At 64.4% G+C, this 21,797-nt stretch carries 16 protein-coding genes; 4 read left to right on the forward strand and 12 right to left on the reverse strand.

The genetic code is table 11. The features are described 5' to 3' along the window. Positions 1–12: 12 nt before the first annotated feature. Both QXZ85_RS05815 and QXZ85_RS05820 read right to left on the reverse strand, forming a co-directional pair. Positions 13–1,563, reverse strand: a complete 1,551-nt coding sequence (locus QXZ85_RS05815) for an ABC transporter substrate-binding protein (protein WP_315701149.1) — start codon at positions 1,561–1,563, stop codon at positions 13–15. Between the two features lie 11 nt (positions 1,564–1,574). After that, positions 1,575–2,885 carry a M20 family metallopeptidase gene (locus tag QXZ85_RS05820; protein WP_316173728.1) on the reverse strand — a complete coding sequence of 437 codons (1,311 nt, stop codon included), beginning with the start codon at positions 2,883–2,885 and terminating at the stop codon, positions 1,575–1,577. Positions 2,886–2,932: 47 nt separating this feature from the next. Between QXZ85_RS05820 and QXZ85_RS05825 the strand changes: the two genes are divergently transcribed. Further along, a complete protein-coding gene (locus QXZ85_RS05825) occupies positions 2,933–3,727 on the forward strand; it encodes a GntR family transcriptional regulator (protein WP_410052833.1) in 795 nt (264 codons plus the stop codon). 151 nt (positions 3,728–3,878) lie between these two features. Here the strand turns inward: QXZ85_RS05825 and QXZ85_RS05830 are convergent, their stop codons facing one another. From QXZ85_RS05830 to QXZ85_RS05840, 3 genes are all read right to left on the reverse strand, one after another. Then, entirely contained in the window at positions 3,879–4,544 is a 666-nt protein-coding gene (locus tag QXZ85_RS05830; RefSeq protein ID WP_316173271.1) for a methionine ABC transporter permease, read from the reverse strand. Next, a complete protein-coding gene (locus QXZ85_RS05835) occupies positions 4,534–5,658 on the reverse strand; it encodes a methionine ABC transporter ATP-binding protein (RefSeq protein ID WP_315701152.1) in 1,125 nt (374 codons plus the stop codon). The genes QXZ85_RS05830 and QXZ85_RS05835 overlap by 11 nt, the downstream gene beginning before the upstream one ends. 243 nt (positions 5,659–5,901) lie before the next feature. After that, the gene (locus tag QXZ85_RS05840) at positions 5,902–6,747 is read right to left on the reverse strand and encodes a CmcJ/NvfI family oxidoreductase (protein ID WP_316173269.1); all 846 of its coding nucleotides are present in this window, start codon (positions 6,745–6,747) and stop codon (positions 5,902–5,904) included. A 374-nt stretch (positions 6,748–7,121) separates the two neighbouring features. Between QXZ85_RS05840 and QXZ85_RS05845 the strand changes: the two genes are divergently transcribed. Further along, positions 7,122–7,400, forward strand: coding sequence for a hypothetical protein (locus QXZ85_RS05845; RefSeq protein ID WP_316173267.1), 279 nt, complete (start codon positions 7,122–7,124; stop codon positions 7,398–7,400). Positions 7,401–7,470: 70 nt separating this feature from the next. Here QXZ85_RS05845 and QXZ85_RS05850 read toward each other — a convergent pair whose 3' ends face one another. From QXZ85_RS05850 to QXZ85_RS05870, 5 genes are all read right to left on the reverse strand, one after another. Beyond that, positions 7,471–8,409, reverse strand: coding sequence for a TauD/TfdA family dioxygenase (locus tag QXZ85_RS05850; protein ID WP_316173265.1), 939 nt, complete (start codon positions 8,407–8,409; stop codon positions 7,471–7,473). Positions 8,410–8,441: 32 nt separating this feature from the next. Next, on the reverse strand, positions 8,442–8,645 hold the full coding sequence (locus QXZ85_RS05855) for a hypothetical protein (RefSeq protein WP_315701156.1): 204 nt from the start codon (positions 8,643–8,645) through the stop codon (positions 8,442–8,444). A 423-nt stretch (positions 8,646–9,068) separates the two neighbouring features. Next, positions 9,069–10,802 (reverse strand): thiamine pyrophosphate-requiring protein, encoded by a 1,734-nt coding sequence (locus QXZ85_RS05860; RefSeq protein ID WP_315742941.1) that lies wholly within the window; start codon positions 10,800–10,802, stop codon positions 9,069–9,071. 20 nt (positions 10,803–10,822) lie between these two features. Further along, a complete protein-coding gene (locus QXZ85_RS05865; RefSeq protein ID WP_315701158.1) occupies positions 10,823–12,508 on the reverse strand; it encodes an FAD-dependent oxidoreductase in 1,686 nt (561 codons plus the stop codon). A gap of 21 nt (positions 12,509–12,529) precedes the next feature. Beyond that, the gene (locus QXZ85_RS05870; RefSeq protein ID WP_315742943.1) at positions 12,530–13,903 is read right to left on the reverse strand and encodes an MFS transporter; all 1,374 of its coding nucleotides are present in this window, start codon (positions 13,901–13,903) and stop codon (positions 12,530–12,532) included. A gap of 154 nt (positions 13,904–14,057) precedes the next feature. On the opposite strand from QXZ85_RS05870, the gene QXZ85_RS05875 reads away from it, so the two are divergent. Together QXZ85_RS05875 and katG are read left to right on the forward strand one after the other, a co-directional pair. After that, positions 14,058–14,954 (forward strand): LysR family transcriptional regulator, encoded by an 897-nt coding sequence (locus QXZ85_RS05875; protein ID WP_315701160.1) that lies wholly within the window; start codon positions 14,058–14,060, stop codon positions 14,952–14,954. Positions 14,955–15,213: 259 nt separating this feature from the next. After that, positions 15,214–17,394, forward strand: coding sequence for a catalase/peroxidase HPI (gene katG / locus QXZ85_RS05880; protein WP_315767219.1), 2,181 nt, complete (start codon positions 15,214–15,216; stop codon positions 17,392–17,394). A 316-nt stretch (positions 17,395–17,710) separates the two neighbouring features. On the opposite strand, the gene QXZ85_RS05885 is transcribed toward katG, so the two are convergent. Both QXZ85_RS05885 and QXZ85_RS05890 read right to left on the reverse strand, forming a co-directional pair. Further along, complete coding sequence (locus QXZ85_RS05885) at positions 17,711–18,532, reverse strand: lytic murein transglycosylase (protein ID WP_315767218.1); 822 nt, start codon at positions 18,530–18,532, stop codon at positions 17,711–17,713. A 102-nt stretch (positions 18,533–18,634) separates the two neighbouring features. Beyond that, a complete protein-coding gene (locus tag QXZ85_RS05890; protein WP_315767217.1) occupies positions 18,635–21,790 on the reverse strand; it encodes a multidrug efflux RND transporter permease subunit in 3,156 nt (1,051 codons plus the stop codon). Between the last annotated feature and the right edge of the window lie 7 nt (positions 21,791–21,797).

The following is a 21,797-nucleotide window of genomic DNA, read 5'->3' on the forward strand; positions in this document are numbered from 1 at the left end:
GACGTCCCGATGTCAGGCGCGCTTCGGCGCACCGGCCCCGAGCGAGACCTTGTCCAGCAGGAACACGGAGCCGCGCGGATGCAGCACATAGCCGGAAACATAGGACCGCTGCGCTGCGAGGATGTCGAAGAACACCGGGATCACCGACGGGACCTCGTCGTTCATCATCGCCTGGGCCCGATCATAAAGCGCTCTGCGATTGGCTTCGGCGGTTTCGGCGCGCGCCGCGTTGACGACCTCGTCGAAGCGGGGGTTGTTCCAGCGCGTCTCGTTCCAGGCCGCGTCCGAGGTGTAGAGCAGCTTGAAGATCGCATCTGCCGTCGGCTGCATGTTGTAGAAGCCGACATAGAAGTTGCCCTTCTTCCAGACCTGGTCGAGATAGGTGGCATGCGGCATGGTCTGGACGTTGATACGGAATCCCGCAGGCGCGGCCATCTCGCGGATCGCGACACCGAGCTGCGTTCGCGTCTCCGGTTTGTCGGAGGCCACCAGCGTCAGGTCGAGGCCACCGGGATAGCCGGCGTCGGCCAAAAGCTTCTTGGCCTTGGCGATGTCCGGCTTCTTCAGCGGAATGTCCTTGTAGAAGCGATAGGCCGGGCTCAACGGCGTGTCGTTGCCCGCTGTGCCGTAGCCGCCTGCGACGAAACCCGCCATCGCCTCGCGATCGACGGTCAGCGCCAGCGCCTGGCGTACGCGGACGTCGTTGAACGGCTTCTGGTCGCAGCCCATGTTGACGTTGAGAAACTGGCCGGACGGCGTGCGCAGCGCCTTGACGCCCGCCGCTTTGGCAAGGCGCTCATATTCGCCGGGCGTCGTCGACAGCATCAGATCGGTGTCGCCCGAGATCAGCGCCGATGCTTCCGCCGTGCGATCCGGGTAAACCAGGATCTCGACCCGGTCGAGATAAGGCCGCGCGGGATCGTAGTAGCTGGCATTGCGTTCGACGACGATCTTGCGGTCTGGCTCGTATGAGACGAGCTTGAACGGGCCGGTGCCGTTCGGCTTGGTGGCAAGGCTGCCGAGGTCGCCGGCGATGGCCTTCGCTGGCACGATGCGCGCGTTAGTGTAGGCGAGCGCAACCGGCAGGTCGGCAAAGGCGCTCGAAAGCGTGAACTTGACCGTGAGCGGATCGAGGGCTGCGATCTCCTTGATCGGGCCGACATTGGTGCGCCCCGGCGAGGCCGTCTTGGGATCGAGAATCGCCTTGAAGGTGGCGACGACATCGTCGGCCGTCAGCGCAGTGCCGTCGTGGAAGGTGACGTTGGGCCGCAGTTTGAAGGTCCATTCGAACAGACCGGCATCGGCGTGCCAGGACAACGCAAGATCCGGCTCCACCGTCATGTCGGGCTTCAGCCGGGTGAGGTTCGAGTACAGCAACTCGGTGACGAGATATTCCGGATTCACCCGCGTCAGCAGCGGATGGATCACGGCCACGCCCTGATCGACGGAGATGCGCAGGACGCCGCCGCGCGCCGGCGCCTCGGCGGCGCCCGCGACATGCGGCAAGGCGGCGAATGTGAGCGCGGTTCCTGCGAGAAAATGACGACGGGACAGGGACGGCATGTTGCGTGTCCTCAAGGATGATTCACGGCTTCGGGAGAAAGATCGGGACGGAATTCAGCGCAGAGATAGGCCAGCACCGATTTGGCCAGCGCCACGATGTCGGACACGGTGGTGGATTCCCCAGGCGCGTGAATGCGGCTGGTCGGTCGGCCGAGACCGGTCAGCAGCACCTCCTGCATGCCGGTCCGCTGGACCCAGCCGAAATCCGAGCAGCCCGACGCGCCCCATGTGGCGAAATCCTCTGCCGCATAGCCAAAGCCGGCCGAGAGCGCGCTCTGCCAGCGCGGCCAGTGCGGCCCGGTCGGATCGGACGTCGGCATCAGATGGCCGGTCAGAACAATTTCGACGTCGAGGCCTTCGGTGGCCTGCGCGATCGCGGTCTCGATCTCGGCACGCGCGGCGACGAAATCCTCCTCGGGCGCATAGCGTCGGCACAGCAGGATCTCGAACAGCGACGGAATCTGCCCGCCGCACTGACCGCCATGGGCCGCGACAATATCGAGCTGCGCCGTCAGCGGCCCGCTCGCCTGCGGTGGCGGCGGCAGGCTCGACACACGCCGCGCGATCGCCGGCTTCAGCGCGCTGAGCGTATTGAGCAGCGGCAGCGCCGCCTCGATCGCATTGGCGCCATCGCTGCGCTGCTCGCCGGCATGCGCCGCCTTGCCGTGAATGCGTACCAAAAGCGTGAACAGGCCAAAGCAGCCGGCCCAGATGCGCGGCGCGGCACTGCCGTTGAAATTGAGGATGTGGCCTTCGAGCAGGCCCTGCTCGGCCAGATAGCGCACCCCAGGATAAAGCCCGGCCTCCTCGTCGGTACACAACAGCAGCATCGGATCGTAGGCCAGCGGCAGCTTCGTCGCGGCTGCCGCCCGCAACGCCAACAACACTGCCGCGATCGTGCCTTTCATGTCGGCTGCGCCAAGGCCGATCAGCCGATCGCCATCGCGGGTCAGGCAAAACGGGTCGCTGCCCCAGCCCGGCGCGGCCGGCACGGTGTCGACATGGAAATAGAGCCCCAGTACCGGTTTGCCGGAGCGGCGACGCGCGATCAGATTGGTTCGCGTGCCATGCACGGGCGCTCCCGGCGCGCGCCAGAGCTGCTCGGGCACGACCACCCGCTCACAATCCAGACCGAGCGGCGCGACCAGCGACTGCATCAGCTCAGCAAAGGCGTCATAGCCGCTGCCGGGTGGAAACGACGTATCGACGGCGACCATCCGGGCCAGATCATCGACCGCCGCCGAAGCAGATTCTTCAATGACGGCAAAAGCATCGGCCAGAGTTGGCGAAGCTCGGCCATCGGATGTTACGGCACAGACCATCTGGATGCGCTCAAAACTATATTCTATATAGAAATAGAGTTCGGCCGATGGCATTGTCAATTGCAGGAATGAGGCAGGCGGTGGTCAGCAAAGCGGCAGAGATGCCGGAGGTCAGTCCGAGAGGGCTGCCGGTCCCGCTCTACGAGCACGTCAAACGGCAGATTGCCGAGGCGATCCTGATCGGCGAGCTGCCGCCGGGCACCGTGCTTCCCGGCGAGGTCGCGCTCGCTGCGCAGTATGGCGTCGCCGTCGGCACCATCCGCCGCGCGCTGGCCGACCTGACATCCGGGGGCATGCTGATGCGCCGGCGCAAGACAGGAACGGTGGTCACCGGGCGCGCGTCACGGCACGGCTTGCGCTTCTTCTTCCAATATTTCCGCCTGCAGGGCGAGGACGGCAGCCTGCTGCAGTCCGACGCCGAAGTGCTGTCGGTCACGACTGAGGATGCCACTGACGCCGAGGTCGCGCTGTTCGCCCTGCCCGCACGCGCGCCATTGCTACGCCTGCACCGGGTCCGTCGCGTCACGGGCGCACCGATCCTGCACTCGCGCATTTCGCTCGTCGCCGAGCGCATTCCGGGCTTTCCGCACGAGCCCGCCAAGGTGCCCGCTTTGATCTATCGGCATCTGCTCGAAGCCTACGGCATGCGCATCGCCGCCGTGCGCGAGAAGGTCACCGCTGAACTCGCCACCGAGGAGGACTGCCGCCTGCTCCATCTCACCTCGCCGAGCGCCGTGCTGGTCATCGATGAGGAGGCCTACGACCAGACCGGCGCATTGGCGATCCGCAGCCGGCATCGCGCGACGACCGCACACCATCATTATTCGAACGAGATCCGCTGACCTCTTTCGATGCGACACATGGCTCGCCGCTCGCCCCCTTGATCTGCTGAGACTGCCGGAATGGCTTCGCCCCGGCAGCAGGCGCCCGATCTCGGCATCGGAGCATGACGTCCCTGGACATGCTCAGGACGAACTCCTTTGCCTCCTGCGATCAGCGATGCCGCAGCCGGCGGTTGAGGCGGCGCGCCAGATGGTCGCCAACCGTCTGCACCGTCTGCACCAGCGCGATCAGCACCACGACCACCGCCAGCATCATGTCGGGCATGAAGCGCTGATAGCCGTAGCGGATGCCGAGATCACCCAGCCCGCCGCCGCCCACCGCGCCGACCATCGCGGAGTAGCCCAAGAGGCTGACCACCGCGAGCGTCAGCGCCATCACGAGCCCGGGCAGCGCCTCGGGAATCAGCACCTTGAAGACGATCTGCAAGGGGCTCGCGCCGAACGACGACGCGGTCTCGATCAGGCCGCCGTCCACTTCGCGGATCGCAGCCTCCACCAGTCGCGCAATGAAGGGCGTTGCCGCGACCGTCAATGGAACGATCGCTGCCGCCGATCCGATCGAAGTGCCGGCGATCAGCCTCGTGAACGGGATGATGGCGACGACCAGGATGATGAATGGCGTCGAGCGCGCCGCATTGACGATCACGCCGAGGATCGCGTTGGCCGAGGGAGCGGCAAACAACTCGCCCTTGCGGCTGGTGGCGAGAAAGATGCCGAGCGACAGCCCCAGCGTGGTTGCGACCAGCGCGGCCGTGGCGACCATGAACAGACTCTCGCCGGTCGCCTGGATGATCAGGTTGATGAGTTCAGGCGACATAGCCGAGACGCTCCGCTGCGAAATCGTGTTGAGCCAGATAGGACAGCGCCCGCCGCGACGCCGCCTCGCCGCCGGGGACGCCGAGGATCAGTGAGCCGACATGCTGGCCGCCGATCTCATCGATGCGTGCCGACAGCAGCGCGATGTCCACCGACAGCTCCCGCGCGAGCCGCGCCACGACCGTGTCGCCAGCGTCGCTGCCGCGCACCTGCACGCGAATGACGGCCTTGCCCGCCGGAACGGGCTGCGGCTCGAGCCGGCTTGCCAGCGACACCGGCACGGAATCGCCGAGCACTTCGGACAGGAAGGTCTGCGTGGTCGGATGTCTGGGATGCGTGAAGATGTCGGCGACGTGGCCACGCTCGACGATCCGGCCGCCGTCGATCACCACGACCTCCTTGGCGAGCTGCCTTACCACCGACATCTCGTGCGTGATCAGGATGATCGTGACGCCGAGTTCGCGGTTGATGTTGGCCAGCAAATCGAGGATCGCGCGGGTCGTCTGCGGATCCAGCGCCGAGGTCGCCTCGTCCGACAGCAATACGTTGGGCCGCGTTGCCAGCGCCCGAGCGATGCCGATACGTTGCTTCTGCCCCCCCGACAGCTCCGACGGATAGCGGTCATGCTTGTCGGCGATGTCGACCAGTTGAAGAAGCTCCGCCACCCTGGCCTTGATGTCGGCCTTCGACCAGCCGGCGATCTCGAGCGGCAGCGCGATGTTGTCGGCGGCGGTGCGAGACGACAGCAGATTGAAGTGCTGGAAGATCATGCCGATCGAGCGCTGTGCAAGCCGCAGCGGCCTGCCACTCAAGGATGAGATGTCGCGACCGTCGACGATCACGCGACCCGCAGTCGGCTTCTCAAGGCCATTGATCAGCCGCACCAGACTCGACTTGCCGGCACCCGAGCGGCCGATCACGCCCGTGATCGAGCCGCGCGCAATGGCGAAATCGATGTCCTGCAGAGCCTGGACGCTCGGCTTATCGCGATAGGCAGGATAGGCTTTCGACAGACGCTCGAACCGGACCATCGGCTCTGCCACGGCCATAGCAGGCACGATCGGCTCGGAGGCCTGGATCGGCTCTGCGACCGCCAGAGATGGATGGGCATTCATCGGAGGACCCTTTTCGATAGGCCGCAGTTCGATGTGCTGCAGCGCAACCAGACGGGCCGAACATGGCCCGGCCGTGTCCTGGTGGCAATTTCAGATATTGGCTACGCGGTGGGCGAAGCTTCCTCGCCCCTGCCGCGGCAGAGAAAATTCTTTCTCCTCGCACACGGCCCGATGCGGTTTCGAGTCGAATGCAGAGCGCCATCGGAGGAAAAATCGCCTGCCAGTCGCCTCCGATGCGAACGACTATTGCCGATGGAAGACCAAGGTTCGCAGTTCGATGCTCTCGCGCGGCGCCGCATCGGCCGGCGTGGCCGGATCGACGAAGGCGGTGTGCGGACCGAACCGCGTGCGGCCATCGGTCGCCGAATCATAGCACTTCAGCAGCAGCACTTCGTCCGTGGTCATCTCCGGGAAATAGAACCAACGATGCGCAGGGTTGTATTTGACCGCGTAGGTCTCGCCATTCCGGTTCGGATAGATCAGGTCGGAAGCGACGAGATCATCCGGCGCGACCGTAGTCGCATCACACATCGCAAGCGGCATGTCGCGCAGCGGCCCATGAATCGGACGCCACAGATTGATCACCTGCACCCGCCCCTTCAGCAGTTCCTCCGCCTCGTTACCGAGATGCTCGCGGACCCGATTGACGCCGGAATGTTCGGTCTGGTCGACGTGGACCCGCGTCGACGGCTGACGCGGCCCGCCATCGCGAACGTCCGGAGCGCCTTCAACCCGCTTACGCACGGTGTGGTCGAAGATGACGACGCGATCCGCCCGTAGCGTCGCGCGGAGGAACGCCTCGGCCGCCGGATAATAGACGCTGCGCACCTCCTTGTCGTTGTAGAAATCCCGCACCACCGTCGGATGCCGTACAAGCGCAAATCCTTCGCGATCGAGCGAGAAGCCTTGCGCGACCGAGCGCGCGTCGAATACGGGCAGCTGATGCGGCTCAGCCAGCGCCGTCGACTTCGGTTCACCCGGCGGCGGATCGAAGGCATAGGTCCGCGGCTTGCCGGCGACGGGCGCAAGGTAGTTCAGCTCAGCCGTTACGAACGGTAGCGATTCGATCCTTCTTTCCAGCACGGTCATGGTCATCTCCGTCACTTTCAAGCACTTGCATGAATGTTGGTCCGCAAAGCGCGCGGCGACAAGTGGACGTTCAAAATAGCAATGGCTTTGCTCTCGGATGCGGTGGACGGAGCAAATCCTTGCGCCAAGGTCCTGTTGTCACACAGAGTCGTTCTGCTCCGACGACGACGCCGCGCACGGTGCGTCAATCATGCGCCGGACCTTTGCTCCGTCTCTTCGATCTCTGGCGAAATTGCCGAACGGATCGCTTCCACGCCTGGAGGCATCGACAGCATAATCGTTGCGCGGCCTCGCTCAGTTCGTTGCGATCATTTCATTGACGCCCGCGGCAACATCCCTAGTGTGGCGGCTTTGACATTCCACGTCGCGGTCGCATGTGCCTACATCGCACACAGGTCTTCGTGCTCGACATCGCCGGACGGCCGGCATTTGCCTTCGAGGCCGCGGACCACGACGGAGCGCGCCGGCTCGCGCGTTCGGAACGGCTGCTGCAAGCGTTGGACGATTATTGCCGAGCGAAGCGTCTAGGCGCGGGCGGCCAATTGCAGATCCGTGCCGCAACGATGGCGGAGGCTGCCAGCTATTACGACATGGCCGACGAATTTGCGGAGACGGCTCCACGCCTCCTGGTTGCCCGCATCATCGGGGCTTGAGGCATCGACATGCCTCGATTCAAGCGGCATCGAGAGGCGCAGATCCGGTTCCGCGCCTCTCAATCGCCGCCTACTCCGCAGCCTCGCTGAGTCCAAGTCGCGCCTGAGGTATCTCGCCGGTGACGACCGAGACGCGTTCGCCCCAGCGTTCCTCCGGGTAATAGTCCCACACTGCATGATGCTGGCTTGCCCAATTGTCCCAGACCAGCAACGAATTCGGTTGCCAGTGCACGCGGGCCTGCAGCGCTAGCTGGCCTTCAACATGGCGGAACAGGAACTGCAACAGCGCGTCGCTTTCCTTGCGGGTCAGTTGCACGATATGCGACGTGAAGGATGCGTTGACGTACAGGAATTTCCGCCCCGTGCGCGGATGCGTCACCACCACCGGATGCTCGGATTGCGGATAGGTCTTGCCGGGATCCGGCTTGGCGCCATAGCCCGCCGTCCAGGCGAGCGAGCCGTCGTGGATCGCGGTCAGGCCATCGAGCAACTGCTTGATCGGATCCGACAGGAATTCATAGGCGAGATACATGTTGGCAAAGGCCGTGTCGCCGCCGAGCGGCGGCGTCCTGGTCACGCGGAGCAGCGAGACCGCAATCGGGCTTGGATCGCAGGACACGTCCGGATGCCAGCCGTCGCCGGCGGTAAAGCGCGAATTTCTGTCGGTCTTCCAGGACAGGAATTCTGGATCGAACGGGCCGTCGTGGCGGAAGCGCGTGGCCGCGAGTTCGTGCCGATGCAGTCCCTTGCCGAAGCGCCGCGCGAACCGCTTATGGTCTTCCTTGGAGATCTCCTGGTCGCGGAAGACGATCGCGAGGTTTTCGTCGAGTGCCCGCCGAATCTCCGCAAATTGCGCGTCGGACAGGTCCTTGGAGAGATCGACACCGCCGATCTCAGCGCCGACCGTCGGGCTGAGCTGCCGCACCTGGATCGTCTCGTAAGGTGCACGCCGCGCTGTCGTCCAGGCCTCGATTGCCAGCTTGTCGTTGAAGTCTCGGTAAAAACTCATGACCTTTGGTTCCTTGTTGAAGTGAAGGGATTTCAGAGCGGTTGCCGGCGCGCGGGTCCGCGTCCGGAGTTGGCCAATGCACGGGCCGCGATTTCCGCATCGCGTGCCGAGGGAAAGCGCCGGCCTTCGAGACTGTCGAAGGCGCGTTCCGAGGAGAAGAAGCTGAAGCCACCTTCGTCCCGTGTGACGATACCGGCAGTGCGATTGTAGACTTCGATGATGTAGGCGCTGGACATGGCGGCTCATTCGCCGGCTTCCGCACGGCGCTCCTGTCTGATCTGTGGTGTTGGGATCGAGCTTGCTGATCGTATTGATCAGCGACAGGCACCGGTCGCCGCAGAGAAGCAGCGCCCGGCATTGCGCGTGCGCGCATGTCGATACACTGTTCTGCTGTCTGTCATGCGATGACCTCTGGTCGGCGATGCAGGCTGAATATCGGCGCGAACTACACGCCGGTCAATGAAATGGCCGTTCAAAGATCGACGCGCCGCATGCGGTTTTTGCCACCACGCGCAGTTACGAAACAACGAAATGGTTCATCGCCTCACAGCTCGGAATGCTACTAATTCGCAGCCGAGCATTCGCGGAAAGCAAGCCGTCGTCGACAAACAGTCGAGCGGAGCAAGTTCCGCCTTACCGGTAAAATGGATCGCCCCGCTTCAGAGCGGGGTGATATCGACATGCAGGACCGCGGCGCGGCCGTCGTCCAGTGCGACCAGGCAGCGAGCTATCGCCGCGTCAAGTTCGTCCGGATCGGAGACCCGCTCGCCATGAGCCCCAAACGCGCGCGCGACGTCAGCGAAGCGCCGCTGCTCCCCCTCACGCCCGGTGCGAAGCCTTGACAGGAATGAGTCAGTTCGCTGCGCGGTTCCGTCCGGATAGACGCGCTGAACCGACGCCTTCACGGCCTGCCACCCACCATTGTCGAGGACAATGGTGAAGATCGGCAGCTGGTATTGCTGAGACACGGCGTAGACGGAATCCGGCGCGGCGAAATGGAAGGCGCCGTCGCCCACGATCTGCACCACCCGCCGCGAAGGATTTGCCAGGCGGAGCCCGAGCGCCATGCCGCCGCTGAAGCCAAGGCCGCCACCGGCAAGACCGACATAAGTCAGCGGCTTGGTTCGGCGCAGCTGCTGCTGAAGCACCGGCGCATTACGGACCGCCTCATTGAGAACGATGTCGTCCTCCGACAACAGCGCCTGAAGGCGCGCGAAGAGAAAGGCGGGATTGATCGCACCCGGCTCGCCCTTGCGGGCTGCCGCGGATGTCCGCCTCGCCTGCGCGGCCGCGCGCGCGGGCTGCCAACTCGCGACCCGGTCTCGCACTTTCGTCCAGTGGGATTCATCGGCCCGCGCCAGGACGATCTCCAGCACCTGCCGAAGGATCACCGCCGAATCGCCCTGGATGCGCAGGTCGGTCGCAAATCCCCACATCGGAATGTCGGCCTTCAGCGGATCGATGTCGATCTGGATCCAGCGCAGTGCCTCCGCCGCTTTCAGCGCCTGCGGAACGAAGGGCACGTCAGTGTCGACGAGGAGGCCGAGGTCGGCATTGGTCACGAGCGCAGCCGGATCGGAGCCGGCGAAGCACGGCGAGTCATGACAGATGTTCATCGTCACCGGATTGAACTCGACAACCCGGATCCCACAGACGAGCGCCAGCCGTTCGAACACCGCGACCGCTTCGGCGTTGCGACCGAGGTAAGCCGTCAGCGCGATCGGATCGTCCGCAGCCATCAGCGCATCCGCCACCGCCTCTGCACGTGCCGGCTCGATGCCTCCCGACTTCACGCTACCATAGCGCGCCGGCGGATAAGCGGGCATTGCCTGCTCGTCCCAGGTCTCAGCGAGCGTCTCACGCGGCAGCATCATGTAGACCGGTCCCGGCGGATCGCTGTGCATGAAGGCCGCAGCGCGCGCCAACGCCTCCTTCACCACCACGCCGGACGGCAGCGTGTATTCCCATTTCACATAGGGGCGTACGATGCTGGCCGGATCGAAACTATCCTGTATGAAATGAACATAGGTGTCGCGCGAACCCGCCAGCTCACCATGCAGCGTGAACGGAGCGCGGCCCGCAAACAGCATGACCGGCAGCCGATAGCGAAAGAGGTTCTGGATCGCCATGCATGCATTGGCCGTACCGGCATCGACATGGACGAACACGGCCTGACCGCGTCCGGTTGCCATCGCATAGCCGGCCGCCATGTGGACTGCGACCACCTCGTGCGGACACAGGACGACCTCGGGATGCCGGCGCCCTTCGCTGTCCCAGCGCGCGATCTCCTCGATCAGCGAGACATGGTCGGTACCGAGATTGGCAAAGATGTAATCGACGCCAAGATCGACCAGGGCTTCGAGGAAGTAGTGCGCAGTGCTGTAGCTTGCCATGGCGGCTGCGATGGTCGGAACTAGGCCAGGACGGCTTCGTCGCGGCGCGCCGCGCCGGACTGAGCCGCAAGACCGCGCAGCCGCTCGAACAACCGATCGGGCTCACCGGGTGCGAGCTGGCCGCGCCAGGCGATGTGCGAATCCGGGCGGACGATCAGCAGGTTCTCGGGGAAGCCGAAGCCGGCACCGGCGCGATCGACATCGAGGAGCGTCAGGGGAACGCCCGACCGGGCGGCCGCTCCCACCAGCGGCGACGCATCGACCGCACGATCGAAGCGGACCAGCGTATAGGCGGGGCCAAGCGCATCCAGCAGCGAGCGGCCGCTGGACAACCAGACATGCGGCGCGCGGGCGCCGGGCACGGTCGAGGCCGTGAAATAACCCATGCTGTAGGATGGCGGCGTCTCACCATCATAGGCAATGATCGGCGAGCGGTCGTAGTAGTAGCCGAAGTTCAAGCCGGCGCAGCAATATTGCTGGACGTTGAGATCGTAGGCAGCCTGACCGACCTTGCTGCGCACGGCGTCACCGACCGGACCGTCGAGTTCGACCTCGGCAGGGACCGCCTTTCTCTGACTCATCACGGCAAGGGCGTGGTTCATCGCGAAATGCGATACCTGCTCAGTGATCGGCTGGCGCTCGGCCTCATAGGCATCGAGCAACGCGGGGCTCGCCCATCCCTGCAGCACGCCGGCGAGGATCCAGCAGAGATCAACGGCATCGGCAATGCCGGCATTCATGCCGTAGCCGGCATAGGGAATCCACAGATGCGCGGCATCGCCGCAAATGAAGGCGCGACCTTCGCGGAAACGATCGGCCACCAGGCGGCGGCCGATCCAATCCTCCTTGCTGATGATCTCGTACTGGAAACGATCGTCGACGCCGAGGATGGTGCGGAGCGCCCAATCGCGATCGACGCTGTCGAATTCGAGCTCTTCCGCCGCGAGGTGGTTGTGGATCAGCCAGTTGTCGCGGCCGTCGATCGAGACGGTGGTGCCGCAGCGGCGCGGATTGAGCGACATGGTCATCCAGGCCGGCTTTTGGGTGATCAGGTCCTTCAGGGCCGGCGCGTGGATATAGGTGGACTGCACGCGCTGCACGACATCGGTGCCCGTGAGGCGCGATCCGATCAACCTGCGCACCGTGGAGCGGCCGCCGTCGCAGCCGATCAGATAGTCGGCGGCGATGGTGATGTCCCGGTTCGCCTCGAGATCGCGCGCCCGCGCGACCACGCCGTCTGCGCCCTGGTCGAAGTGCTCGATCTGCACACGATTGAGGATCCTGATCCCAGGTCTCGCCTCGGCACAGGCGAACAGGATCGGCTCGAGATAGATCTGGTTGATGCGATGCGGCGGCTCGGGCGTCGGCCAATCCGTGTCCGGCCCACCGCTCGCCGTGTAGCGGTCCGCGCGGCATGGAATCGGGATACGCGTGAGCTCACGCCCGACGACGGCGGTGCGATAGGCGCAGTCGTTGGGGAAATCGGCCGGCAGTCCGCCTTCCCGCACCTCACGCACGATGCCGAGCCGGCGGAACACTTCCATCGAGCGCGCAGAGACGTGATTGCACTTCACGTTGGGCGGCTCCCCAGCACGGCGAATCTCGGCCACAACGACGTCGATGCCGCGCGAAGCGAGGTCCATCGCCGCGGTCAATCCGACCGGACCGGCGCCGACGATGAGAACCTGGGTTTGAATTTTCGTCATGTCATCTTCTCTCGCTTGCCCTCAGGCCCGCTCGGGCACCGAAAGCGCACCACGTTGTGTCTCTTCGGAAACTGTCGCCCCCCGGCGCATGCCAAGAAGTGCGAGGCCAACCATGACCAGGGCCGAGCAGAGCTGCGGCACGGCGCTCGCCTGGAACAGCGATGGGATGCTCCATTGCGCGGCCAGCATCAGTCCGCCGATGGTGACGCCGAGGATGGAGCCGAAGCGGCCGATGCCGAGCGCCCAGCCGAGTCCAGTGGCCCGGATGTAGGTCGGGTAGACGCGTGCTGCATAGGCATTGCAACCGATCTGGCCACCGATCACCGCAACCCCGGCGACGAAGACCGCCGGCACGAGGATCGGCAATGAGGCTCCGGCAAAGCCGATCGTGACGATCGAGACAAAGCCGGCAATATAGGTCAGGAACAGGACGCGGTCGAAGCCGAGCCGTTCGATCAGCAACCCGAGCCCGACCGTGCCGAGCATTCCACCGAGCTGGAACGCCACGCCGACGGCGATCGCCGCCTGGACGTCAAGACCCACGCCATGCGCTAGGGTCGGCAGCCAGCTGTTAAGGAAGTAGATGTCGAGCATGTTCATGAAGAACATGACCCACAGCAGCAACGTCGGGACGAGCCGACGCTTGGTGAAGAGCTGCGGCAGCAGAAAGCCCTTGCCGCTCTCCTCGACGATCGTGAAGCGCGCATCGGCGGGGAAGCTCGCCGACGGATCGATGCGCATCAGCAGCGCGCGCACCCGATCATTTTTTCTGCCGTCGAGAGCGAGCAGTGACAACGATTCCGGCAGCCATGCGATCAGGACCGGACAGAGAATGAGCGGAAGGACACCGCCGATCACGAAGATGATCCGCCATCCGTAGGCGGTGATCAGCTTTGCCGCGACCGATCCGCCAATCGCCGACCCCAGCGACACCGTCATGAACATCAGCATGATCAGCAGGGTCCGGCGGCGCTGCGGTGCATATTCGCCGGTCAGCGCGATGGTGTTGGGCAGGACGCCGCCGAGACCGAGGCCCGTTACAAATCGAAGGATCACAAGATCGGACACGCTGCCGGCCTGGCTCGTGGCCAGCGACCCCAGCGCAAAGACGACGACGCCGGCAACGACCAGCCACTTGCGACCGAAATAGTCGGCCAAGGCGCCCAACAGCAGCGAGCCGACCATGACACCGAACAGGGATGCACCGAACACAGGCCCCAAGGCCCCGGGCGCCAGATGCAGGTCCTTGCCGAGCGCCGGCGCGACGAAGCCGAGCGCCTGGGCGTCGAAGCCGTCCAGCCCGACCACCAACGCGCACAAGCAGATGACACGGACCTGGAATGCCGAAAGCGGACGGTCGTCGACATAGCGACCGATATTGATCCCCTGCGCCAAATCTCCCTCCCCGTTTGTTTTTTGTCGTTTCTGGACCGATGCGCGCGCCGTTGGGCGATGACCCCTGGGGCGATGACATCGAGTCGCAAATATGTTGCACGTTTGGACTCTTTCGATTAGCCACAAAATTCTGATCAATTCATGAGGTTACCTTATGAGTCCGAGCTTGCGGCAACTCGAGGCACTGGTCCTCGTCTATCGGCTCGGCAGCATCACCAAGGCGGCGGCCGAACTGCGCGTGACGCAATCGGCGATCAGCCTGCTGATCCGGCAAGTCGAGGAGAATTTTCAGCTCAAATTGTTCGACCGGACGACGCGCGCATTGCACCCGACGGCCGCCTGCAGAGAGGCCATCCCGGTCGCGGAACGCATCCTCGCCGGCGCGCAGGGATTGTCGCGGCGGATGCGCGACCTTGCCGAGATCAAGTCCGGCCGGGTCGCGGTCGCGGTCTCGGCCGGCGTGGCCTCCGCCCTGCTTCCCCGGGTGCTCGCGACCTACCGATCCCGTCATCCCGACGTGAGGATCGACCTCCACGACGTCGCGCCCGACGAGCTCTTGGCATTCGTGATGGCGGGACGCGCCGAATTCGGCATCGGCAGTTTCGAGAACGATGGCACATCGGAGGCGAGGATCGAGACGCTGATGCAAAGCTCGCTCTCGGCGATCGGACTCAAGGATGGCCGGTTCGAGAAGCACCGGCGGCTGACCTGGGACGACATCGCCAAGTCCGACCTCATCACGATGCGCCGCGGAACCCGGATTCGCCGCCAGATCGACGAGGCGCTGGCACGAACCGGACGCGAGCTGAAACCGGCTTTGGAAGTGTCGCTGATCACGACGGCGCTGGCGCTGACCGCGGAAGGTGCCGGCATCAGCATCCTGCCCGCGCACATGCTGCCCAGGGCGCAATTTCCGACCCTGGCAGCCATTCCATTGTCTCAACCGACGATTCATCGGCACGTGTCGCTATTGAGCCGCGCCGATTTCGGGCTGTCGCCGGCCGCCGAACGCTTCGTGGCGATTGCCAAGCGTGTCATGTCGGCCAAGTAGCGGGCAAGGCGGGAGTTTGTTCGCATCGGTCATCCCGCAGCGCGGCAACCGAGCATCCCAGCAGGTCCGCCAGAACCTTTCCGGTGAAGCTGTGGTGCGATACAATCGCGCGCTGAAGCTGCACGAACCGTCACACGATTATGATCAGATTTTCTTACCCTTCTGATCATCAATATCGATTTCCCCTGATGGTTGGCGTTTCATAGAGTGTTGCGACCCAAGCTAGGGGAAACCATCCACAGCACGGCAGGAGGCAACGATGGACGACGTCAGCAAGTGCCCGTTTTCGGGCGGCTTGAAGGGATTCACGAACAAGGAGTGGTGGCCGAACCAGCTGAACCTGTCGGTGCTCCACCAGCATTCGAGCCTCTCCAACCCGCTGGGCGAGACATTCGATTATGCCAAGGCGTTCAAGAGCCTCGACCTCGATGCCGTGATCAAGGATCTGAAGGCTTTGATGACGGATTCGCAGGAGTGGTGGCCGGCCGATTTCGGCCACTACGGACCGCTGTTCATCCGCATGGCCTGGCACAGCGCCGGCACCTACCGGATCGGCGATGGCCGCGGCGGTGGCGGCCGCGGGCAGCAGCGCTTTGCCCCCCTCAACAGCTGGCCTGACAACGCCAACCTCGACAAGGCGCGCCGGCTGCTCTGGCCGATCAAGCAGAAATACGGCCAGAAGATTTCGTGGGCCGATCTCTTCATCCTCACCGGCAACGTCGCGCTGGAGTCGATGGGCTTCAAGACCTTCGGCTTTGGCGGTGGTCGCCCGGATACCTGGGAACCAGATGAGGACATCTTCTGGGGGCCGGAAGGCAAGTGGCTCGCCGACGAACGCTATAGCGGCGACCGTGAACTCGCCGGCAATCTCGGCGCCGTGCAGATGGGCCTGATCTACGTCAACCCGGAGGGACCGAACGGCAATCCCGATCCGCTGGCCGCGGCGCGCGACATCCGCGAGACCTTCGCCCGCATGGCGATGAACGACGAGGAGACAGTGGCGCTGATCGCGGGCGGTCACACTTTCGGCAAGACCCATGGCGCGGGCGATGCCTCGTTGGTCGGTGCGGAGCCGGAAGGTGCTGATATGGCCGAGCAGGGTCTCGGTTGGGCCAGCAAATATGGTTCGGGCAAGGCCGGCGACGCCATCACGTCAGGGCTTGAAGTCATCTGGACCTCTACGCCCACCAAATGGAGCAACAACTTCTTCTGGAACCTGTTCGGCTATGAATGGGAGCTGACCAAGAGCCCGGCCGGCGCGCACCAGTGGAAGCCCAAGCACGGCGCGGGTGCCAACTCGGTGCCGGACGCACACGATCCGTCGAAGCGCCACGCGCCGTCGATGCTCACCACCGACCTCGCGCTGCGGTTCGACCCGGCCTATGAGAAGATCTCGCGTCGCTTCTACGAGAATCCGGATCAGTTCGCCGACGCTTTCGCCCGCGCCTGGTTCAAGCTGACCCATCGCGACATGGGCCCGAAGGCGCGTTACCTCGGCCCGCTGGTGCCGAAGGAAAACCTGGTCTGGCAGGACCCGCTGCCGCCGATCGATCACCCGCTGATCGACGAGACCGACGTCGCGGCGCTCAAGGCCAAGATCCTCGCATCCGGGCTTTCGATTTCGCAACTGGTCTCGGCCGCCTGGGCGTCGGCATCGACCTTCCGCGGCTCCGACAAGCGGGGCGGCGCCAATGGCGCGCGCGTTCGCCTCGCTCCGCAGAAGGACTGGGAGGTCAACCAGCCGGCCCAACTCGCGAAGGTGCTGCAGACTCTCGAAGGCATCCAAAAGGACTTCAACGCAACGGCAGCCGGCGGCAAGAAGGTCTCGATCGCGGACCTGATCGTGCTCGGCGGCGACGCTGCGGTGGAAGCGGCGGCGAAAAAGGCAGGCGTCGAGATCAAGGTGCCGTTTGCGCCCGGTCGCGCCGATGCCTCGCAAGAGCAGACCGACGTCGAGTCCTTCGAGGTGCTCGAGCCGAAGGCGGACGGCTTCCGCAACTATCTCAGCGGCAAGCAGTGGCTGTCAGGCGAGGAGTTGCTGGTCGACAAGGCGCAGCTCCTGACCCTGACCGCGCCGGAGATGACGGCCCTGGTCGGCGGCATGCGTGTGCTCGGCACCAACGCCGACGGTTCCAAGCACGGCGTGTTCACCAAGCAGACGGAGACGCTCTCCAACGACTTCTTCGTCAACCTGCTCGACATGGGCACGGCCTGGCGGCCTCTGGACAAGGGCGAGCATGCCTTCGAAGGCCGTGACCGCAAGACCGGCGAGGTCAAGTGGACCGCGACTCGTGCCGACCTGATCTTCGGCTCGCACTCGCAGCTGCGTGCGCTCGCCGAGGTCTATGCGAGCTCGGATGTCAAAGAGAAGTTCGTGAAGGACTTCGTCGCGGCCTGGACCAAGGTGATGAACCTCGACCGCTTCGAGCTGCAGGCATGAGCCCTGCGATCAGAAGCTGATCGACTGCAATAACGAGAGCGGCGCTTCGGAAACGAAGCGCCGCTCTTTTTCTCGGTCGTCATTGCGAGCGAAGCGAAGCAATCAAGAGCCACGAAGGCCTGGATTGCCTCGTCGCTTCGCGCCTCGCAATGACGATACTATCGAGCACTGGTAGGCAAATCGACCTGTCCGCCGAAGGCCGACGGGCAGGTGAACGTGGACGCGTGTCCACTTTCTGGCACAGCGCTCTGCGCCTTTGCCCACCCGACTTTGTATCTCGTACTCCGCGCGACCTACTACAACGCCCATCCAACCTTCACCGCGCCGCGGCGGAACCGCCGCCGTCGATCTGGCGGCCCATCAGCGCGATCGCTTTCTGGTAGACGCCCGCCGCGTTCCAGGCTTCGATTGCCGCAAAATTCGGTTCGCCCGGCTGATAGCCGGCGCCGGCCCGCCAGCCATTGGCGTGCAGGAAGTTCGCGGTCGAGGTCAGCGCGTTGGCGGCATTGTCGAGATTGCCGATGCCATAGTTCAGGATGGTCTTCGGCATGAACTGGGTCTGCCCGACCTCGCCATGCATCGACCCGCGCTGCGACGGCGACAGCTGACCATGGTCGATGAGCTTGAGCGCCGCATAGAGCTGGTCGGTGAAGAATTCCGAGCGACGGCAGTCATAGGCGAGCGTCGCGATCGACGACAGCATGTGCTGATTGCCGCGCTGGCTGCCGAACCCGGTCTCCATGCCCCAGATCGCGATCAAGGGTCCGGGCGGCACGCCATAGCGCTGCTCGATCGAGACGAACAGCGCCGCATGCGACTGCTTCATGGACCGGCCGCGCGCCACGATAGCGGCCGCACCGCGCTTGGCCAGGAACTGATCGAGCGAGAGGCCGAAGCTGCGCTGGCCGCGATCGGCGGCAATGGTGGCGCTGGCGTAGTTGGTCTGCATCAGCGCGCCGACGGCGGTCTGTCCGACGCCCTTGGCGCGCGCCTCCTCACTGAACTGCTGCTTCCAGGCTTCGAAGCCGCCCGGCCCGTTGCCGCACTGCGCAGCAATGGCTTTCTCGCCGACGCTTGTCAGCATCACCAGGGCCAGCGCTGCTCCTATCGTCTTCAGCATGTTTCCGCCCTTGGTCATCCCGACTACTCCCTCGGCTGAATCTGCGGTCGTCCCGCGGAGGGAAGCTCATAGCATCCAATGGCGCGCGATCCTACCCTCAAGGGTCAGGAACTGCTGATCTCATCCCAGTGCCGGCTTCTTGCGTCCTCGTCCCTCGGCGAGATTGCGCACGACCACGTAGAAGATCGGCGTGAACATGAGGCCGAACAGCGTGACGCCAAGCATGCCGAAGAACACGGCGACGCCGACGGCCTGGCGCATCTCCGAGCCGGAACCGGTCGAGATCACCAATGGCAGTACGCCGAGGATGAACGCGAACGATGTCATGAGAATCGGCCGCAGTCGCAGCCGGCAAGCCTCGATCACGGCATCGAGCCGTTCTCGGCCCTCATTCTCGATGTCGCGGGCGAACTCGACGATCAGGATCGCGTTCTTGGCGGCCAGACCGACCAGCACCACGAATCCGATCTGGGTCAGGATGTTGACATCCTGGCCCATGATGCGAACGCCGATCGTCGCGGCCAACAGGCACATCGGCACGATCAGGATCACGGCAAACGGCAGGGTCCAGCTGCCATACTGTGCCGCCAGCACCAGATAGACGAACAGCACGCAGATCGGGAACACATAAAGACCGGCGCTGGCACCGTTCACCTGCTGAAAGGACAGGTCCGTCCACTCATAGGCAAAGCCGCTCGGCAGCGTCTCATCGGCCAGCCGCTTCATGATGTCGATCGCGGTCGCCGAACTCACGCCCGGCAAGGTATCGCCCTGCACCTCCGACGACGGATAGAGATTGTAGCGCGCAACGCGGTCCGGCCCTGCGACGTCCTTGAAATCGACCACGCTGCCGAGCATGACCATGTCACCCGCCGCATTGCGCGTGCGCAGCCGCGCCAGATCAGCGGTCTCCTTGCGGAACGGCAAATCGGCTTGCGCCGTGACGTGATAGGTCCGGCCGAACAGGTTGAAGTCGTTGACGTAGGTCGAGCCGAAATAGGTCTCGATCGTATCGGTGATGTTCGCGATCGGCACGCCGAGCTTCTCGGCCTTGACCCGATCGATATCGACGAACACCTGCGGGGTGTTGGCGCTGTAGGGCGAGAACACGGCGGTCAATCCCGGCGCCTTGCGCGCCGCCCCCACCAACTCGTCCGTCGCGGCGGCGAGCAGCTCGCTGCCCCGTCCCTGCCGGTCCTGGATGCGCATCGTGAAGCCGCCGCCGGTGCCGATGCCCGGCACGGCGGGCGGCGGAATCACGATGATGAACGCACCCTCGATCCCCGCAAGGCGCTTGCGCAACTCGGCCGTGATCGCATTGGCGGTCAGCCCCTTCTTGGCGCGGACCTCGGGCTCGTCGAACACGGGAAACAGCGCAGCGGAATTGCTCGCCTGCGTGCGTGTGGCCCCCGACAGACCCGCCAACGCCGGAACCCGCACGACGCCCGGCGTGGCCAACGCGATGTTCTCAATCTTGCGCACGATTTCGGTGGTACGCGCCAGCGAGGCGGCGCCGGGCAATTGCACGGACACGATGACGTAGCCGCGATCCTGCGCCGGGATGAAGCCTTGCGGTGTCGTCGCAAGCAGCCATCCGGCGCTGCCGATCAGCAGTGCATAGACCAGCAGCATCACGACCGAATGCCGGATCACAAAGCCCGCGACGCGCGCATAGCCGTGCGATAGACGATCGAAGATCCGGTTGAACAGGCTGGTAAAGGCGTCCCAGCCCCCCGCGATCAGATTCCAGCGCGCCGGCGGGCGTCGCTCGCCATGCGGCTGCAGGATCTGCGACGCCAGCGCCGGCGACAGCGTCAGCGAGCAGAAGCAGGAGATCGCGGTCGCGACCGCGATGGTGACGGCGAATTGCTGGAAGAACTGACCCGAAATGCCGCCGAGGAACGCGGTCGGCACGAACACGGCGCAGAGCACCAGCGCGATCGAGACCAGCGCGCCGCCGACCTCCTCCATCGTCTTGAGCGCCGCATCCCGCCTGCTCAGGCCATGCTCGAGATGGCGTTCGACATTTTCGACCACCACGATCGCATCGTCCACGACGATGCCGACCGCGAGGACCAGACCAAACAAAGTGAGATTGTTGATCGAGAAGCCGAGGGCCGCCATCACCGCAAAAGTGCCGACCAGCGATACCGGGATGGCGACGATTGGAATGATCGCAGGCCGCCAGCCCTGCAGGAATACCAGCACCACGATGACGACCAGCGCCATCGCCTCATAGATCGTCTTCACCAGTTCGCTGACGGACTGGGCGATGAACTCGGTCGGATTATAGCCGATATTGTAGTCGAGGCCCCTGGGGAAATTGGCCTTCAAGCCCACCATCGTATCGGAGATCCGCTTGGCGGTGGCGAGGGCATTCGAGCCCGGACGCTGAAACACCAGAAGCGCCACCGCGGACTTCCTGAGCAGAAAGCCGTTGGTGGAGAAGTCCAGCGCCCCGAGCTCGATCCTGGCCACGTCGCGCAGCCGCACGGTACGGCCGTCGGCGCCGGCCTTCACGACGATGTCCTCGAACTGCTGGGGCTCCTTCAGCCGGCCAGTGAATGTCAGGTTGGGCTGAAAGGCTCGGTCGGCGATCGGCGGCGAGGCGATCTGCCCACCCGTGATCTGCAGGTTCTGGGCGCGGACCGCCGCCACCACGTCGCCAGCCGTCATGCCGAGATTGGCAATCTTGTCCGGATCGAGCCATAGCCGCATCGAATAGTCCCGCGCCCCGAAGATCGTGATGTCGCCGACGCCATCGAGCCGAAGCAACTGGTCGCGGACCTGCAGCAGCGCGTAGTTCGAAATGTAGGTCTGGTCGAAAGTGTCGTCCGGCGACAGCATGAACACGACCATCATCAGGTCGGGACTGTTCTTGCGCGTGACGACGCCGTTGCGCTGCACCTCCTCCGGCAGCCGCGGCTGCGCGATGGCGACGCGGTTCTGCACCAGCACCTGGGCCTTGTCGAGATCGGTGCCGAGCTTGAAGGTGACGGTGATGTTCAACTGGCCGTTCGAGGTCGCCTGGCTGTAGAGATACAACATGTCGTCGACGCCGTTGATCTCCTGCTCGATCGGCGCGGCTACCGTGTCGGAGACGGTCTGCGCGGAAGCGCCGGGATATTGCGTGGTGACTACGACGGTCGGCGGCACCACTTGCGGATATTCCGAGACCGGCAAGGTCGGATAGGCGATCGCGCCGACGATCAGCAGCACGATCGACAGCACCATCGCCAGGATGGGCTGGTTGATGGAGAGCCGCCCGAGATTCATGATCTGC

Source organism: Bradyrhizobium sp. SZCCHNGR1005, from assembly GCF_032489995.1.
In the GTDB taxonomy this organism is placed as follows: Bacteria; Pseudomonadota; Alphaproteobacteria; order Rhizobiales; family Xanthobacteraceae; genus Bradyrhizobium.